The organism is Streptomyces sp. NPDC002520, assembly GCF_053595235.1.
On sequence record NZ_JBSFXG010000004.1, the window covers coordinates 249,544 to 266,303 of the forward strand.

The following is a 16,760-nucleotide window of genomic DNA, read 5'->3' on the forward strand; positions in this document are numbered from 1 at the left end:
GATTGTTTCACCGGAACTGAGGGAGAGTGGTCTTTACCAATCCTGTAGTCCTGAAGGGAGCGCATGTGAGACGGCACCGCGGCACAACTCCCCGACTGACCCGAATACTCGGTTCGTTCCTGCTGGTCGCGGCGGCAGGAGCGGCCACGCTGGCCGCCGGCCCCGCACCCCGCGCGACGACACCGACGCCCCTGGACCGCGTGGTCCCGGCGCCCGCCTCGGTCACGCCCGGCGGATCCCCGTACCGCATCACCCGCACGACGAACGTCCGCGTCGACGGCCCGGACGCCGCCCGGCACATCGGCGAGTACCTCGCCCGTATCCTGCGGCCCTCCACCGGCTACCCCCTGCCCCTGGTCGAACAGGGCACGGGCGGCATCCGGCTCCGGCTGGCCAAGGGCTCGTTCGGCGCCGAGGGCTACCGGCTGCACAGCGGCCCCGACGGCGTCACCGTCACCGCGAGCGCACCCGCCGGCCTCTTCCACGGCGTGCAGACCCTGCGTCAGCTGCTCCCCGCGTCCGTGGAGAAGAAGACCGTCCAGGCCGGCCCCTGGCAGATCGCGGGCGGCACCATCGAGGACCGGCCGCGCTACGGCTACCGCGGCGCGATGCTCGACGTCTCCCGGCACTTCTTCACCGTCGCCCAGGTCAAGCGCTACATCGACCAGCTGGCCCTCTACAAGATCAACACCCTGCATCTGCACCTCAGCGACGACCAGGGCTGGCGCATCGCCGTCGACTCCTGGCCGCGCCTGGCGACCTACGGCGGCTCCACCGAGGTCGGCGGCGGCGAGGGCGGCCACTACACCAAGGCCGACTACCGCGAGATCGTCCGCTACGCCGCCTCCCGCTACCTCGAGATCGTCCCCGAGATCGACATGCCGGGCCACACCAACGCGGCCCTCGCCTCCTACGCCCAGCTCAACTGCGACGGCGAGGCACCCCCGCTGTACACCGGCACGGACGTCGGCTTCAGCTCGCTGTGCGTGTCCAAGCAGGTCACCTACGACTTCGTGGACGACGTGATCCGCGAACTGGCCGCCCTCACCCCCGGCCGCTACCTCCACATAGGCGGTGACGAGGCGCACTCCACCAGCCACGCCGACTACGTGACCTTCATGGACCGCGTCCAGCCGATCGTCGCCAAGTACGGCAAGACCGTCATCGGCTGGCACCAGCTGACCGGCGCCACCCCCGCCAAGGGCGCCCTCGCCCAGTACTGGGGCCTGGACGGCACCAGCGCCGACGAGAAGGCACAGGTCGCCAAGGCCGCGCGGAACGGCACCGGCCTGATCCTCTCCCCGGCCGACCGCGTCTACCTCGACATGAAGTACACCAAGGACACCCCGCTCGGCCTGGACTGGGCGGGCCTGGTGGAGGTGAAGCGGTCCTACGACTGGAATCCCGGCGCCTATCTCCCCGGCGCGCCGGCCTCCGCCGTCAAGGGTGTGGAAGCACCCATGTGGTCCGAGACCCTCACCGAGTCCGCCGACATCGAGTACATGGCCTTCCCCCGGCTTCCGGGCGCGGCCGAACTCGGCTGGTCCCCGGCGGCCACCCACGACTGGGACGCCTACAAGGTCCGCCTGGCCGCCCAGGGCCCCCGCTGGGACGCCCTCGGCATCCACTACTACAGGTCGCCCCAGGTGCCCTGGCCCACGACCTGACCACAGACCGACGGGCACCCCGGAGGACCGTACTCCGGGGTGCCCGGCGGGGCTCGGTCAGAACCCGGCGATGGGGTTCTTCAGGGTTCCGATCAGCTGGAGGGCGCCCGCAGGATCCGCCAGGTCGACCATCTGCCTGTTGTCGCGCAGTTGGAGGCGGTTGAGGCAGGACAGGGCGAACTCGGGGGCGAAGATGTCGTACTGCCGGAACTTGTCCGCCAGTTCGGGGTTCGCTTCCTGGTAGTCGCGGGTGACCTCGGCGACCGTCCGCCAGAAGTCGTCCTCGGCCAGGACTCCCTCGGCGGCCAGGTCGGCGGAGAGGAAACGGAAGAAGCAGTCGAAGACGTCCGTGAAGACGGACAGGAGCTTCTTGTCGTCCGGGACCTCGACGCGGATGCGCCGCACCTCGGGCGGCAGTGCCGCGTCCGGGTCCATCACCGCGATCTCCTCGGCGATGTCCTTGAAGACCGCGCGCCGGACGGCCCCGTCCTCCAGGACCAGGATCACGTTCTCGCCGTGCGGCATGAACACCAGGTCGTAGGCGTAGAAGCTGTGGAGGAGGGGGGTGTAGTAGGCCTGGAGGTAGCGGCGGAGCCACTCCCGCGGGGGCAGTCCGCTCCGGTCGATCAGCGCGGCCGCGAAGGACGCGCCCTCGTGGTCCACATGGAGGAGGGAGGCCATCGTCGCGAGCGACTCGCCGCCTCGCAGCGAGCGCACCGGGCTCTCCCGCCACAGCGCGGCCAGCATCTTGCGGTAGGGCGAGTAGTGGTCTGTGGCCTGCTCGTACTCCTGGTGCCGGTAGCCGACGGCCGCCCGCTCCCGGATGATCGTCAGCCCCGTCGACCTCAGCACGGGGTCGTTCTCGATCAGCTGGGCCAGCCAGTCGTTGATGGCCGGCGTCGCCTCCATGTAGGCGGCCGAGAGCCCGCGCATGAAGCCCATGTTGAGCACGGACAGGGCCGTCTTCACGTAGTGCTTCTCGGGGTGCGAGGTGTTGAAGAAGGTCCGGATGGACTGCTGGGCCAGGTACTCGTCGTCGCCCTCGCCGAGGCACACCAGGTGCCGGCGGGCCACCTCGGCGGCGAAGGTGACCGCGAGCTTGTTCCACCACTGCCAGGGGTGGACCGGGATGAGCAGGTAGTCGGCGGGGTCGAGGCCCTGGGCGGTCAGCCGGCCGTGGAACCGCTCGACGGTGTCCGCCCCCAGCTCCTGCCGGACGAAGTCCTCGTACCCGATGCCGACGCCCGCCGTGAACGCGGCCCGCGAACGGTGCGCGGCCAGCCACACCAGCCGGACGGGGCTCGCGGTCTCCGGGGCGTACGAGAGGTACTCGTGGACACCGAACCCGAGCCGCCCGTTGTTCGCGACGAAACACGGATGCCCCTCGGCCATTCCGGTCTCGATCGCCTGGAAGCCGCTCCCCGCCAGTTCGGCGGAGGTGACCTTCGGCTTCGCGAGCTTGTAGCAGGTGCCGGAGAGGGTGGAGGAGATCTCCTCCAGGTAGACGGGCAGGACGTCGTCGCTCAGGCCCAGGGCCGTGCGCAGCTCGATGAAGAAGTCCAGGGCGGCGAGCGGGAGTTCGACGCCCTCGCGGTGCCGGGTGATGGATCCGGGATCGACCTGCCAGTGGTCGAGGGCGCGGCGGACGGCGGAGAACCGGTACGAGGTGAGCCCGTCGTCGCTGCGGACGACGTACCGCTCCCCGTCCTCCTCGGGCGTGATCAGGCGCTCGTGCGCGAACTCGGCGAGCGCCTTGCGTATGAGCAGCCGGTTGGCGCTCGCCCAGCGGTCGGGGGAGAGGTGGGCCACGGCGTCGGTGAGGCTCATGCGGTCACCCCCGTCGCGGCCAGGAACCGCTCCCGGGTGCAGAAGCTCAAGAGCGCCCTCTTCTCCGGCTTCTCGATCTCCCGCTCGGGCACGAACCCGACGGCCTCGTTCAGGGCGTGCACGGCCGTGTTGCGCACGTCCGGTTCGACGACGACGCGCCGCACCGCCGGGTCCTCGAAGAGGTGCGCGACCACGGCGGTGATGACGGACCTGGTGAAGCCGGGTACGGGGGTGTCGGTCGCCGGGGTGAGGAAGTGCATGCCGACGTCACCCGGACGCGGCTCGTAGAGGCCCACCAGCTCCCGGTGCGCGGGGTCGTACTTCTCCATCAGGAAGACGGGTTCGCCGTCCCGCAGTCCGATCAGGGCGTGGTGGTGCTCGTCGGCCGCGATCTCCCCGTAGGCGCGCTCGACGTCCTGCGGTGTCGCGTCCCGCATCATCCAGAACGCGGCCTTGGGGTGGGTGACCCAGGAGTGCAGGAGTCCGGCGTCCTGCGAGGGGTCGACGGCGCGGAAGGTGAAGGTCATGCTGCGAACTCCTGGAATGCGATGGTCTTCTCGACCGGGTAGTACTCGGTGCCGAGCAGCTCACGGATGATGTAGCTGTTGCGGTACGCGCCCATGCCCAGGTCGGGGCTGGTGATGCTGTGGGTGTGGACGCCGGCGTTCTGCAGGAAGACGCCCCGGCCCGTGGTGTCGATGGAGTAGTTGCGGGCGATGTCGAAGCGCCCGTGGCCGTCGAAGCGGAGACGGTCGCGGACCGGGCCGAGGAAGGCGGGTGGCTCGTAGTGGTAGCCGGTGGCGAGCACCAGGCCCTCGGTGCGGATCTCGAAGTCCTTGCCCTGCTCGTCCTGGTGGAAGCCGAGGGTGTAGGTGCCGTCCCGGTGAGTGGCGCGGGTGAGTGAGGAGTTGGTGAGCAGCCTGGTCGGGACCGGGCGGTCGCCGCTCGCGACGTTCTTCTGGTAGAGCAGATCGAAGATCGAGTCGATCAGGTCCGAGTTGATGCCCTTGAACAGTCCCTTCTGCTGTTTCTCCAGCCGGTGGCGGGTGTCCTCGGGCAGCGCGCGGAAGTAGTCGATGTAGTCCGGGGACGTCATCTCCAGGGTCAGCTTGGTGTACTCCAGCGGGAAGAACCGCGGTGAGCGGGTGACCCAGTTGAGTCGGTAGCCGTGGACGTCGATCTCGGCGAGCAGCTCGTGGTAGATCTCGGCCGCGCTCTGCCCGCTGCCGACGATCGTGATCGACTCCTTCTCCCGCAGCACGGCCCTGCGGTGCATGTACTGCGCGGTGTGCAGGAAGTCGCCGTCCAACTCCTCGCACACCGGCGGCACATGGGGGACCGTTCCGGTGCCGAGGACCAGGTGGCGGGCGCGGAACGTCTCCCCGGTGCCGGTGCGGACGACGTACACCTCGTCCTCGTACGTCACCTCGGTGACCGTCCTGCCGAAGCGCACGCTGCTCAGCCTGTCGGCCGCCCAGCGGCAGTAGTCGTCGTACTCGACCCGCAGGGGATAGAAGTTCTCGCGGATGTAGAACGGGTACAGCCGGCCCTTCTCCTTCAGGTAGTTCAGGAAGGAGTACGGCGACGTCGGGTCGGCCAGGGTGACCAGGTCCGACATGAACGGGGTCTGGAGGTGGGCGCCGTCCAGGAACATCCCGACGTGCCACTCGAAGCCGGGCTTGGACTCCAGGAAGACGGCCTCCAGTTCGGCGATGGGCTCGGTGAGGCAGGCCAGGCCGAGGTTGAAGGGGCCGAGTCCGATCCCCACGAGGTCATGGGTGCGGCTGGCGTCAGGAAGCGCGGTCAAGGGAGTCTCCCAGGTACTGCTCGGCGTGGCCGGCGATCAGGTCGAGGACGGCGGCGATGTCGGCCGGTGTCGTCTCGGGGTTGAGCAGGGTGAACTTGAGGTAGTGGCGGCCGCCGACCGTGGTGCCCGCGACCACGGCGTCACCGGAGGCGAACAGCGCCTTGCGGGCGTGGAGGTTGGCGCGGTCGATCTCGGCCGGGTCGGTGACGGCCGCCGGGACGCAGCGGAAGACGAGGGTGGAGAGCGAGGGCTCCACGAGGACGTCGAAGCGGGGGTCGGCGGCGAGCATCCGCCATCCCTCCCGGGCCAGGTCGCACACCTCGTCGAAGAGCTCCCCGATCCCGTCGGCGCCCATGACGCGCAACGTCATCCACAGCTTGAGGGCGTCGAAGCGGCGGGTGGTCTGCAGGGACTTGTCGACCTGGTTGGGGATGCGCTCGGCCACCGTGCGGCGCGGGTTGAGGTAGTCCGCGTGGTAGGTGGCGTGGCGCAGGGTGGCCGCGTCCCGGACCAGCACGGCGGACGAACTCACGGGCTGGAAGAAGGACTTGTGGTAGTCGACGGTGACCGAGTCGGCGCGTTCGATGCCGGCGAGGCGGTCGCGGTACTTCAGGGAGGCGAGCAGCCCGCAGCCGTACGCCGCGTCGACGTGCATCCACACGCCGTACTGCGCGCACAGCTCGGCGATCTCCGCGAGCGGGTCCACGGACCCGAAGTCGGTGGTCCCGGCGGTGGCGACGACCGCCATCGGGACCTGTCCCTCGCGTCGGCAGCGCTCCAGCTCGTGGGCGAGGGCGACCGTCCGCATGCGCTTGTCGCGGTCGACCGGGACGGAGACGACCGCCTCCTGGCCGAGCCCCAGCAGTCCGGCCGACTTCTGCACACTGAAGTGGCTGACCTCGGAGGTGAGGACGCGCAGTTCGCCGAGGGTGCCGCCCCCTTCCCGTCCCGCCCTCCCCGGCTTGGTCTCCTCCCGGGCCAGCAGCAGCGCCTGGAGGTTGGACTGGGTGCCGCCGGAGGTGAACACGCCGTCGGCGGCGGGGCCGAGGCCGATGCGCTCGGCGGTCCAGTCGACGAGCCTGCGCTCGATGAGGGTGCCGCCGGCCGACTGGTCCCAGGTGTCGAGGGAGGAGTTGACCGCGGACAGGACGGCCTCGCCGAGCACCGCCGGGATGACGACCGGGCAGTTGAGGTGGGCGAGGTAGCGGGGGTGGTGGAAGTAGACGGCGTCGCGGAGGTAGACGTCCTCCAGCTCGTCCAGGGCCGCGGCTGCGCTGCCGAGCGGCCGGTCGAGGTCGATCGCGTCGATACGGGGGGAGAGGGCGTCGACCTGGACGCCGGTGAACGGACGGTCGGTGGTGGCGAGTCTGGCCGCCACCCGCTCGACTCCTTCGGTCACGGAGCGGCGGTAGTGCTCCGCGGTGAGGCCATTGAGCAGGTGCGAGCGCATGGGGGGTCCTCCGAGGGGACTGTCCGTGCGGGAACGGAAGAAGGGGCGAGGTCCCGCAGCTTAACTTAGGTTAGCCTAACCTAAGTTTCGCGCGCGGGACCATGCCCCTCCCGTGAAACCCGTTCCTCGCAGGGGAGTTCGGGCCGCTACTCGCCGGCGGCCCGTACCTGCTCCTCCGTCATCCCCCGGCGCCAGTAACCGACGAAGGTGACACGCCGCCGGTCGATCCCGCACTCGCCCACGAAATGGCGCCGCAGTGCCTTCACCTGCCCCGACTCCCCGGCGATCCAGACGTACGGCCTCTCGGCGGCGGGCAGGCGGGCGGCCCGTACGGCGTCGACGCCCGTGGGGACCCCCTCGCGCCGCACGAGCCACGTGATCTCCGCGTCCGCGTCGGTCACCACGTCCTGGATGTCCCCGGCGTCCGGCACCTCCAGCCAGACGCGGGTCCGCGTGCCGGCCGGCAGCGACTCCAGGGCGGCGGTGGCGGCGGGTACGGCACTCTCGTCACCCCACATGACGACGAGATCGGCGTCCGCCGGCGGCCGGAACCGGATGGACCGGTTGTCCGCGACCGCCGGCCCGAGCACCACCACACGCTCACCGGGGGCGGTGCGCGCGGCCCAGGCCGAGGCGGGCCCGGCGGGAGTGTGCAGCACGAAGTCGATGTCGATCTCGTCGGGACCGCGCCGCAGCGCCCGCAGCGTGTACGAGCGCATCACGGCCCTGACGTCCTCCGGCAGGTCCCGCCACGCCTGCCCCCACTTGTCGTCCAGTTCCAGCGGCACGACGGGCTCGCTCTGCCCCGGGTGCGGCAGGAACAACGACAGGGACTGATCGCACCCGTCGGAGTGGAAGGCGTGCAGTTCGTCACCGCCGAAGGTGACACGAACCAGCGACGGCCCCAGCCGCCGGGTCCGTACAACCTGAAGAGAGAAGAAACGGAACGGGGCGACAAGGGCCGTCGTCATCAAGGCTCCTGAATGAGCGTCGGTGTTCAGATGTGAGGGGGCTGCGATGCACCCCGAAGGGGTGTCAGCCGACCTTCTTCGCCTTCTCCAGCGCCTCGGCCAGTCCGGTGAGCAGCGGCACGCACTTGTCGTACGACAGGATCGGCTCGGGCGAGCGCGCGATGACCTGCCCCGCCTTCACCGCCGGCAGCTTCTTCCACGTCGCCTTCGTGATGTCGGCGGGCTGGGTCGCGGAGGTCCGGTCGTCCATCATGATGATGTCGGCCCGGTACTTGTCGACGTTCTCCCAGCTCAGCGACTCGTACCAGCCGCCGCCCTGCTTCTTCGCGCTCGTAGGCGGCTCCACGAAGTTCACGCCGAGGGCCTTGAAGTACTCCAGGTCGATGGAGAGATCCGTACCGGAGACGTAGAAGAGCTGGTCGCTCGCGGAGCCGGCCATCACCTTGATGCCGGGCTTGGCCTTGGCCGCGGCCCGCAGCCGGGACGCCGCCTGCTCGAACCGCTTCTTGGCGTCCGTCACCTTCGCGGCCCTCATGTCCGCGCCGAGCGACTCGGCCAGCTCCCACATCCGCTGGAGCGGCCGGGTGAGCTGACGGTCGTACACGGAGATGCCGACGCTCGGCGCCAGCTGGGCGATCTTCTTCTTCGACTCGTCCGGGACGTACCAGAGCGTGCCGGCGTCGTCGAACATCGTCGTGATGAGCACGTCCGGCGCGAGGGCCGCGTACTTCTCGATGCTGAACTGGCCCCAGGCGTTGCCGAGGACCGTCACCTTGCTGACGTCCATGTCGCCGGCCTGGACGTCGGCCTTGCCGCCGGTGGTCGTGGTCGGGCCGAACACGCCCTTGACCTGGATGCCGTAGTCGTACAGCGCGGCGCCGACGCCGGTGAACGCGACGATGTCCGCCGGTATCTTGTCCAGCTTCACGGTCGTGCCGCGGTCGTCCTTGAAGCTCCAGGGGCCAGATCCGCCGTTCTTGGCAGCCTCCGAGGAGCCACCGCTTCCGCCCTTCTCGTCCCCGCAGGCGGCGAGCGCGGCGCCGAGTCCGAGAGCGCCGCCCGCGGCCAGCAGTCCGCGGCGGGTGAGGTGGGTGGCACGGGCATGGGGCATGGCTGTGACTGCTTTCGAACGGGGCGAGGCGCCCGCCGGACAAGTTCGAAGTTAGGTTAGCCTAACCTCAATAAATGTCCAGCGGGTGGGGCGCCTCGCACCCGGACCGGTGGGCGGCGGCGCCTGCGCCGCCGTCACCTCAGCCCACCAGCCCCAACTCCCGTGCGATCAGCATCCGCTGCACCTCGCTCGTGCCCTCGCCGATCTCCAGGATCTTGGAGTCCCGCCACATGCGGGCCACCGGATACTCGTTCATGAAGCCGTAGCCGCCGTGGATCTGGGTGGCGTCACGGGCGTTGTCGACGGCGATGGTGGAGGAGTAGAGCTTGGCGATCGCGGCCTCCTTCTTGAAGGGTTCGCCCGCGACCAGGCGGGAGGCCGCGTCGCGCCAGGCGAGGCGGGCGGTGTGGGCCTTCATCTCCATGTCCGCCAGCTTGAACTGGATGGCCTGGTTCGCGCCGATGGGCTTGCCGAAGGCATGCCGTTCCTTCGCGTACTTCACCGACTCGTCGACGCAGCCCTGGGCCAGGCCGGTCCCGAGCGCCGCGATGGCGATGCGGCCCTCGTCGAGGATGCGCAGGAACTGGGCGTAGCCGCGGCCCTCCTCACCGAGCAGGTTCGCGGCGGGCACCCGGACGTCCTGGAAGGCGAGTTCGCGGGTGTCGGAGGCGTTCCAGCCGACCTTGGAGTAGGGGGCCGCCACCGTGAAGCCCGGCGTGCCCGACGGGACGATGATCGAGGAGATCCGCGGCTTGCCGTCCGGCCCCCGGCCCGTCACCGCGGTGACCGTCACCAGACCCGTGATGTCCGTACCCGAGTTGGTGATGAAGCACTTCGTGCCGTTGATCACCCACTCGTCGGTGTCGGGGTCGAGGCGGGCCGTGGTGCGCGTCGCGCCGGCGTCGCTGCCGCCGTCCGGTTCCGTCAGCCCGAACGCGCCCAGGATCTCGCCCGCGCAGAGGCGGGGGAGCCACTCCCGCTTCTGCTCCTCGGTGCCGAAGAGGTGGATCGGCATGGCGCCCAGGGAGACGCCCGCCTCCAGGGTGATGGCGACGGACGAGTCGACCCGGGCCAGCTCCTCCAGCGCGATGCCGAGGGCCAGGTAGTCGCCGCCCATGCCGCCGTACTCCTCCGGGAACGGCAGCCCGAACAGGCCCATGCGGCCCATCTCGCGGACGATCTCGTACGGGAACTCGTGCCGCTCGTAGAAGTCGCCGATCTTCGGCGCCACGACGTCGTGCGCGAACTCCTCCACCGTACGGCGGAGTTCCTCCAGTTCGGGGCTGAGACGGTGGTCCATGCTGATCACTGGTCCTTGTGGGAGAGAGCGCGGACGGTACGGGACGGGCTGGGCCGGTCCAGATGGGCGGCCATCCACACGCTGGTGGCGGTCAGACGGCCGAGGTCGACCCCCGTCTCGATGCCGAGGCCGTGCAGCATCCATACGAGGTCTTCGGTGGCGAGGTTGCCCGTGGCGGACTTGGCGTACGGACAGCCCCCGAGGCCGCCGGCGGACGCGTCGATCGTCGTCACGCCGTGCTCCAGCGCCGCGTAGGTGTTGGCGAGCGCCTGGCCGTAGGTGTCGTGGAAGTGCACGCCGATCGTGTTCGTCGGCACGCCCTCCTCGTTCAGCAGGGAGAGCAGTTCGAGGACGTGGCCCGGGGTGGCCACCCCGATGGTGTCGCCGAGGCTCAGCTCGTCGCAGCCCATGTCCCGCAGGGCCGTGCAGACGCGGGCCACCTGATGGAGCGGGACCGCCCCCTCCCAGGGGTCGCCGAAGCACATCGAGACATAGCCGCGCACGTGCGCGCCCGCGTCCTTCGCCTGCCGCACCACCGGGCCGAACACGGCCAGCGACTCGTCCACCGTACGGTTGAGGTTGGCCTTCGCGAAGGACTCGGTGGCGCTGGCGAACACCGCGATCCGGCGGGCGCCGAGCGCCAGGGCACGCTCCAGGCCGCGCCGGTTGGGCACCAGCACGGGGAGTTCCACGTCGAGGTCGCCGACCAGCGGATACAACTGCTCGGCGTCGGCGAGCTGGGGCACCCAGTCGGGGTGCACGAAGCTGGTCGCCTCGATCGTGGTCAGGCCCGCGTCGGCCAGGCGGCGGATGAACTCCGCCTTCACCGCCGTCGGCACGGTCCGCTTCTCGTTCTGCAGCCCGTCGCGCGCACCGACCTCGTGGATGCGCACCCGGGCGGGCAGGTCCTGGGCCGGTACGACCATGGGCAGTCCCTCGCTGCTCACTTCGCCACCACCCCTTCCTCGTCGTGCGGTGCGATGACGGCGAGCACCTGGTCCATGGCGACCGTCGTGCCCGGGGTCACGTCGAGTTCGGCGACCGTGCCCGCGTGCGGGGCGGAGACGACGTGCTCCATCTTCATCGCCTCGACCACCAACAGGCTCTGACCCGCGGTGACGTCGTCGCCGACGGCCACCTTCACCACGGTCACCGTGCCGGGCATGGGCGCGGTCAGCGAGTCGGCGCCCGCGTGCCGCGCGCCGGTGAGGGAGGCGGCCACCGGGTCGTGGTCCCGCACCTGCCAGGCGTCGCCGTCGCGTCCGATCCAGTCACCGGCCCGACGGAAGGAGTGCCGGACGCCGTCCAGGGTGACGGACACCCGGTCGTCGGCGAGCGTGGACTCGCCCCGGACCGCGTGGGCGACGGGTTCGAGTCCCGGCACCTGGAGGGGGAAGGCCACCGGTTTCGGCCGGCCGCCCAGCCGCCAGCCGCTCGGCACCGAGAAGGGATCCACCCACTCCTGCCCGGCCGGCGGCCGCAGCGCGTCCAGTCGCACGGCCGCCGCCGCCTCGTACACCGCCTCCGGGACGTCGGTGGGGACCAGCTCGTCCACCACCCGCTCCACCAGACCGGTGTCCATCTCGCCCGACACCACGGCCGGATGGGCCAGCAGCCGGCGCAGGAAACCCGCGTTGGTCGGCACGCCCAGGGTCACGGTCTCGGCGAGGGCGGCCCGGAGCCTGCGCAGCGCCGTCGCCCGGTCGGGGCCGTACGCGATCACCTTGGACAGCATCGGGTCGTAGAGACTGCCGACCTCGGTGCCCGTGCTGAGCCCGGAGTCGGTGCGGATGCCGTCGCCCTGGGGCTCGTTCAGCAGCAGGACCGTGCCGCCGGAGGGCAGGAACCCGCGCGCGCCCTCTTTGACGGACACGGTCTCCGCGCAGATCCGGGCCTCGACCGCGTGCCCGGTCAGCCGCACGTCCTCCTGCGTGAAGCCCAGCCGCTCACCGGCCGCGACCCGCAGCTGCCACTCCACCAGGTCCAGGCCCGTGATCAGCTCGGTGACCGGGTGCTCCACCTGGAGACGGGTGTTCATCTCCATGAAGTAGTACGCCGAGGGGTCCCCGCCCGGCACGATGAACTCCACCGTGCCCGCGCCCCGGTACCCGCACGAGCGGGCCGCCTGCACGGCCGCCTCGCCCATCGCCGCCCGGGTCGCCTCGTCGAGGAGCACGCTCGGCGCCTCCTCGATGATCTTCTGGTGCCGCCGCTGCAGCGAGCACTCGCGCTCGCCGAGATGGACGACGCCCCCGTGGCCGTCGGCCAGCACCTGGATCTCGATGTGCCGGGGCCGGTCGATCCACCGCTCCACCAGCAGGGTGTCGTCGCCGAAGGAGGCGCGGGCCTCGCGGCGGGCGGCCGCGATCTCCTCCTCCAGGACGGAGATGTCCCGCACCAGGCGCATGCCCTTGCCGCCACCGCCGGCGGAGGGCTTGAGCAGGACCGGGGTCCCGATCTCCTGGGCGGCCTTGGCGAGTTGGGCGTCGGTGAGCCCGCTGCCGCTGGAACCCGGCACGACCGGCACCCCGGCCGCCTTCACCGTCTCCTTGGCGCGGATCTTGTCGCCCATGAGGGCGATCGCGTCCGCCGGCGGGCCGATGAACACCAGCCCCGCCTCCTCGCACGCGCGCGCGAAGCCCGCGTTCTCGGCGAGGAAGCCGTAGCCGGGGTGGACGGCCTGGGCGCCGGTGCGGGCGGCGGCCTCCAGCAGCCGCTCCACCGACAGATAGCTCTCGGCCGCGGGGGCCGGGCCGATCCGTACCGCCGTGTCGGCCTCCCGGACGTGCCGCGCGTCCGCGTCGGCGTCGGAGAAGACCGCCACCGAGCGCACGCCCAGCGAGCGGAGCGTACGGATGACGCGTACGGCGATCTCGCCCCGGTTGGCCACGAGCACTGTGTCGAACATAGGTCCCCTCCTCACATCCGGAAGACGCCGAACTGGGGGTCTCCCAGTGGCGCGTTGGCGCAGGCCGTCAGGGCGAGTCCCAGCACCTGACGGGTCTGAAGCGGGTCGATCACGCCGTCGTCCCAGAGGCGCGCGGTGGCGTAGTAGGCGTTGCCCTGGTGCTCGTACTGCGCGCGGATCGGCGCCTTGAAGGCCTCTTCGTCCTCGGCCGGCCAGTCCTCGCCGCGCGCCTCCAGCTGGTCGCGCTTGACGGTGGCGAGGACGGAGGCGGCCTGCTCGCCGCCCATGACCGAGATCTTGGCGTTGGGCCACATCCACAGGAAGCGGGGGGAGTAGGCCCGGCCGCACATCGAGTAGTTGCCCGCGCCGTACGAACCGCCGACCACGACGGTCAGTTTCGGCACGCGCGTGCAGGCCACGGCCGTCACCATCTTGGCGCCGTGCTTGGCGATGCCGCCCGCCTCGTAGTCCTTGCCCACCATGAAGCCCGAGATGTTCTGCAGGAACACCAGCGGGATGCCGCGCTGGTCGCACAGCTCGATGAAGTGGGCGCCCTTCTGGGCGGACTCGGAGAACAGGATGCCGTTGTTGGCGACGATCCCGACCGGGTGGCCGTGGATCCGGGCGAACCCGGTGATCAGGGTCTGCCCGAACTCGCTCTTGAACTCGGCGAACCGGGAGCCGTCGACCACCCGCGCGATGATCTCGCGTACGTCGTAGGGGGTACGGGAGTCGACGGGGACCGCGCCGTAGAGCCCGTAGGGGTCGACCTTGGGCTCCACGACGGGTGTGACCTCCCAGGGGAGAGGCTGCCGGGCGGGGAGCGTGGCCACGATGTCGCGCACGATCCGCAGGGCGTGCGCGTCGTCCTCGGCGAGGTGGTCGGTGACGCCGGAGATCCGGGAGTGGACCTCGCCGCCGCCCAGCTCCTCCGCGGTGACGACCTCACCCGTGGCCGCCTTCACCAGCGGCGGGCCGCCGAGGAAGATCGTGCCCTGGTTGCGGACGATCACGGCCTCGTCGCTCATCGCCGGGACGTACGCGCCGCCCGCCGTGCACGAGCCGAGGACGGCCGCGATCTGCGGGATCCCCGCGCCCGACATCCGGGCCTGGTTGTAGAAGATCCGCCCGAAGTGCTCGCGGTCGGGGAAGACCTCGTCCTGCATCGGCAGGAAGGCGCCGCCCGAGTCCACGAGGTAGACGCACGGCAGCCGGTTGTCGAGGGCCACCTCCTGCGCGCGCAGGTGCTTCTTCACCGTCATCGGGTAGTACGTGCCGCCCTTGACGGTGGCGTCGTTGGCGACGATCACGCACTCGCGCCCGCTGACCCGCCCGATCCCGGCGATCACACCGGCGGCCGGCGCCTGGCCCTCGTACATCCCGTCGGCCGCGAGCGGGGCCAGCTCCAGGAACGGCGACCCGGGGTCGAGCAGGGTGTCCACCCGATCCCTGGGCAGCAGCTTCCCGCGCGCGGTGTGCCGGGCGCGAGCCTTCTCGCCGCCGCCGAGGGCCGCCGCGGCCAGCTTGGCGCGCAGCTCCTCGGCGAGGGCGAGGTGGGCTTCCTCATTGGCCCGCCAGGCCTCCGACGCGGGGTCCTCCCCCACGCTCGAAAGGACTCGCGCGGGGGGACCCCCACCGCTCGTCAGCTCCGGTGCCTCTTGCATCCTGCGGTCCCCTCACCCAGTGGTCGTACTGTTAATGAGCGTTAACCATTTCCCTCAGGTTAACGACCGCTAACCTCGCTGTCTAGAATTACCGGCATGGCCACCAGAACCGACGCCTCCACCCGTCGCCAGCAGATCCTCAGGGAAGCCGCCCGGCTCTTCGCCGAGCGCGGCTTCCACGGCGTCGGCGTCGACGAGATAGGGGCCGCCGTGGGCATCAGCGGCCCCGGTCTGTACCGGCACTTCCCGGGCAAGGACGCGATGCTCGCCGAGCTGCTGGTCGGCATCAGCGGACAGCTCCTGACCGGCGCCAGGCGCCGCCTGGCGGAGACCGACGGTGGCACCGGCGCCTTCGACGTCCTGGACTCCCTCATCGAGGGCCACATCGACTTCGCCCTGGACGACCGCCCCCTGATCACCCTCCACGACCGCGAGCTGGACCGGCTGCGCGACAGCGACCGCAAGCTGGTCCGCCAGCTCCAGCGGCAGTACGTCGAGCTGTGGGTCGAGGTGGTGCGCGAGGTGTACCCGGGGCTGTCGGAGCCGGCGGCCCGCTCGGCGGTCCATTCGGTCTTCGGCCTGCTGAACTCCACCCCGCACCTGGGCCGCGCCGGCACGCTGCCCGGACGCGGGACCACCGCGGCCCTGCTGCACCGGATGGCGCGGGGGGCGTTCTCGGCGGCGGGGGGAGCGGCGGGGGTGTGACGCCCGCCGTCCCGGACGGGGCGTGACGCCCGCCGTCCTGTCGGCATGACGCCCGCATCCCCCTCCCCGGAGTGATGTGCGTCTCTGGACGCCTCACGTACTCGCCGGTATCTTCGAATCTGAGCAAGCGCTTAGACACGCCCGAGGTCCGTGGAGGGAACCATGCGCCGCACGCTGTTCAACGAAGATCACGAGGCGTTCCGGGAGACCCTCCGCGCCTTCATCGAGGCCGAGGTCGTCCCGGTCTACGACGAGTGGTTCGCCGCCGGCCAGGCGCCGCGCGACTTCTACTACAAGCTCGGTGAGCTGGGCGTCTTCGGTATCAACGTGGCGGAGGAGTACGGCGGCGCCGGCCTGGACACCCACAAGTTCGAGGCCGTCCTGTACGAGGAGACCGCCCGCGCCGGCGTCTCCTTCGGCGGCTCCGGTGTGCACGTGCTGCTCGGCCTGCCGTACGTCAAGCTGCTCGCCACCGATGAGCAGAAGAAGCGCTACCTGCCGAAGTTCGTCACCGGCGAGGAGATGTGGGCCATCGCGATGACCGAGCCGGGCACCGGCTCGGACCTCGCGGGCATGAAGACCACCGCCAAGCTCTCCGAGGACGGCACGCACTACGTCCTCAACGGCGCCAAGACCTTCATCACCGGTGGCGTGCACGCCGACCGCATGATCGTCTGCGCCCGCACCTCCGCGCCCCGCGAGGACGACCGCCGCTTCGGCATCTCCCTCTTCGTCGTGGACACCAAGGCCGAGGGCTACTCCATCGGCCGCAAGCTGGACAAGCTCGGCCTGCGCACCTCCGACACCGCCGAGTTGGCGTTCGTCGACGTCAAGGTGCCGGTCGAGGACCTGCTCGGCGAGGAGAACAAGGGCTTCTCCTACCTCGGCCACAACCTGGCCTCCGAGCGCTGGGGCATAGCCTTCGGTGCCTACGCGCAGGCCAAGGCCGCCGTCCGGTTCGCCAAGGAGTACGTCCAGCAGCGCACCGTCTTCGGCAAGCCGGTCGCCCACTTCCAGAACACGAAGTTCGAACTGGCCGCCTGCCAGGCCGAGGTCGACGCCGCCGAGGCCGTCGCGGACCGCGCGACCGAGGCTCTCGACGCCGGTGAGCTGACCCCCGCCGAGGCCGCCTCCGCCAAGCTGTTCTGCACCGAGGTCGCCCACCGCGTCATCGACCGCTGCCTCCAACTGCACGGCGGCTACGGCTTCATGAACGAGTACCCGATCGCCCGCCTCTACGCGGACAACCGCGTCAACCGCATCTACGGCGGCACCAGCGAGATCATGAAGACGATCATCGCCAAGGACATGGGGCTGTGAGCCGGCCTCGCCGGCCGGTACAACTGTCGC

Annotated in this window: 13 protein-coding genes; 3 read left to right on the top strand and 10 right to left on the bottom strand. The window is 70.6% G+C overall.

What is annotated here, in order from left to right; genetic code table 11:
- Positions 1-65: 65 nt before the first annotated feature.
- Positions 66-1,667 (top strand): beta-N-acetylhexosaminidase, encoded by a 1,602-nt coding sequence (locus ACWD5D_RS09300; RefSeq protein WP_451372171.1) that lies wholly within the window; start codon positions 66-68, stop codon positions 1,665-1,667.
- A 57-nt stretch (positions 1,668-1,724) separates the two neighbouring features.
- On the opposite strand, the gene ACWD5D_RS09305 is transcribed toward ACWD5D_RS09300, so the two are convergent.
- The 10 genes from ACWD5D_RS09305 to ACWD5D_RS09350 all read right to left on the bottom strand — a co-directional run bounded on the left by ACWD5D_RS09305 (position 1,725) and on the right by ACWD5D_RS09350 (position 14,705).
- Positions 1,725-3,494 (bottom strand): IucA/IucC family protein, encoded by a 1,770-nt coding sequence (locus ACWD5D_RS09305; protein ID WP_451372172.1) that lies wholly within the window; start codon positions 3,492-3,494, stop codon positions 1,725-1,727.
- Positions 3,491-4,021: a GNAT family N-acetyltransferase gene (locus ACWD5D_RS09310; RefSeq protein WP_451372173.1), complete on the bottom strand. Its 531-nt coding sequence runs from the start codon at positions 4,019-4,021 to the stop codon at positions 3,491-3,493. The genes ACWD5D_RS09305 and ACWD5D_RS09310 overlap by 4 nt, the downstream gene beginning before the upstream one ends.
- The gene (locus ACWD5D_RS09315) at positions 4,018-5,301 is read right to left on the bottom strand and encodes a lysine N(6)-hydroxylase/L-ornithine N(5)-oxygenase family protein (protein WP_451372174.1); all 1,284 of its coding nucleotides are present in this window, start codon (positions 5,299-5,301) and stop codon (positions 4,018-4,020) included. The genes ACWD5D_RS09310 and ACWD5D_RS09315 overlap by 4 nt, the downstream gene beginning before the upstream one ends.
- Entirely contained in the window at positions 5,285-6,751 is a 1,467-nt protein-coding gene (desA, locus tag ACWD5D_RS09320) for a lysine decarboxylase DesA (protein ID WP_451372175.1), read from the bottom strand. Before desA ends, ACWD5D_RS09315 begins: the two co-directional genes overlap by 17 nt.
- Before the next feature lie 146 nt (positions 6,752-6,897).
- The gene (locus tag ACWD5D_RS09325; RefSeq protein WP_451372176.1) at positions 6,898-7,722 is read right to left on the bottom strand and encodes a siderophore-interacting protein; all 825 of its coding nucleotides are present in this window, start codon (positions 7,720-7,722) and stop codon (positions 6,898-6,900) included.
- Between the two features lie 64 nt (positions 7,723-7,786).
- Positions 7,787-8,833 (bottom strand): ABC transporter substrate-binding protein, encoded by a 1,047-nt coding sequence (locus tag ACWD5D_RS09330; protein ID WP_451372177.1) that lies wholly within the window; start codon positions 8,831-8,833, stop codon positions 7,787-7,789.
- Positions 8,834-8,972: 139 nt separating this feature from the next.
- Entirely contained in the window at positions 8,973-10,133 is a 1,161-nt protein-coding gene (locus tag ACWD5D_RS09335) for an acyl-CoA dehydrogenase family protein (protein WP_451372178.1), read from the bottom strand.
- A gap of 5 nt (positions 10,134-10,138) precedes the next feature.
- On the bottom strand, positions 10,139-11,080 hold the full coding sequence (locus ACWD5D_RS09340) for a hydroxymethylglutaryl-CoA lyase (RefSeq protein WP_451372179.1): 942 nt from the start codon (positions 11,078-11,080) through the stop codon (positions 10,139-10,141).
- Positions 11,077-13,041, bottom strand: a complete 1,965-nt coding sequence (locus tag ACWD5D_RS09345) for an ATP-binding protein (RefSeq protein WP_451372180.1) — start codon at positions 13,039-13,041, stop codon at positions 11,077-11,079. Before ACWD5D_RS09345 ends, ACWD5D_RS09340 begins: the two co-directional genes overlap by 4 nt.
- An 11-nt stretch (positions 13,042-13,052) precedes the next feature.
- A complete protein-coding gene (locus ACWD5D_RS09350) occupies positions 13,053-14,705 on the bottom strand; it encodes a carboxyl transferase domain-containing protein (RefSeq protein ID WP_451372181.1) in 1,653 nt (550 codons plus the stop codon).
- Between the two features lie 96 nt (positions 14,706-14,801).
- Here ACWD5D_RS09350 and ACWD5D_RS09355 point away from each other — a divergent pair, with 96 nt between their 5' ends.
- Positions 14,802-15,410: an SACE_7040 family transcriptional regulator gene (locus tag ACWD5D_RS09355; protein WP_451372182.1), complete on the top strand. Its 609-nt coding sequence runs from the start codon at positions 14,802-14,804 to the stop codon at positions 15,408-15,410.
- 162 nt (positions 15,411-15,572) lie between these two features.
- Positions 15,573-16,730: an acyl-CoA dehydrogenase family protein gene (locus ACWD5D_RS09360; protein ID WP_451372183.1), complete on the top strand. Its 1,158-nt coding sequence runs from the start codon at positions 15,573-15,575 to the stop codon at positions 16,728-16,730.
- Positions 16,731-16,760: the final 30 nt, after the last annotated feature.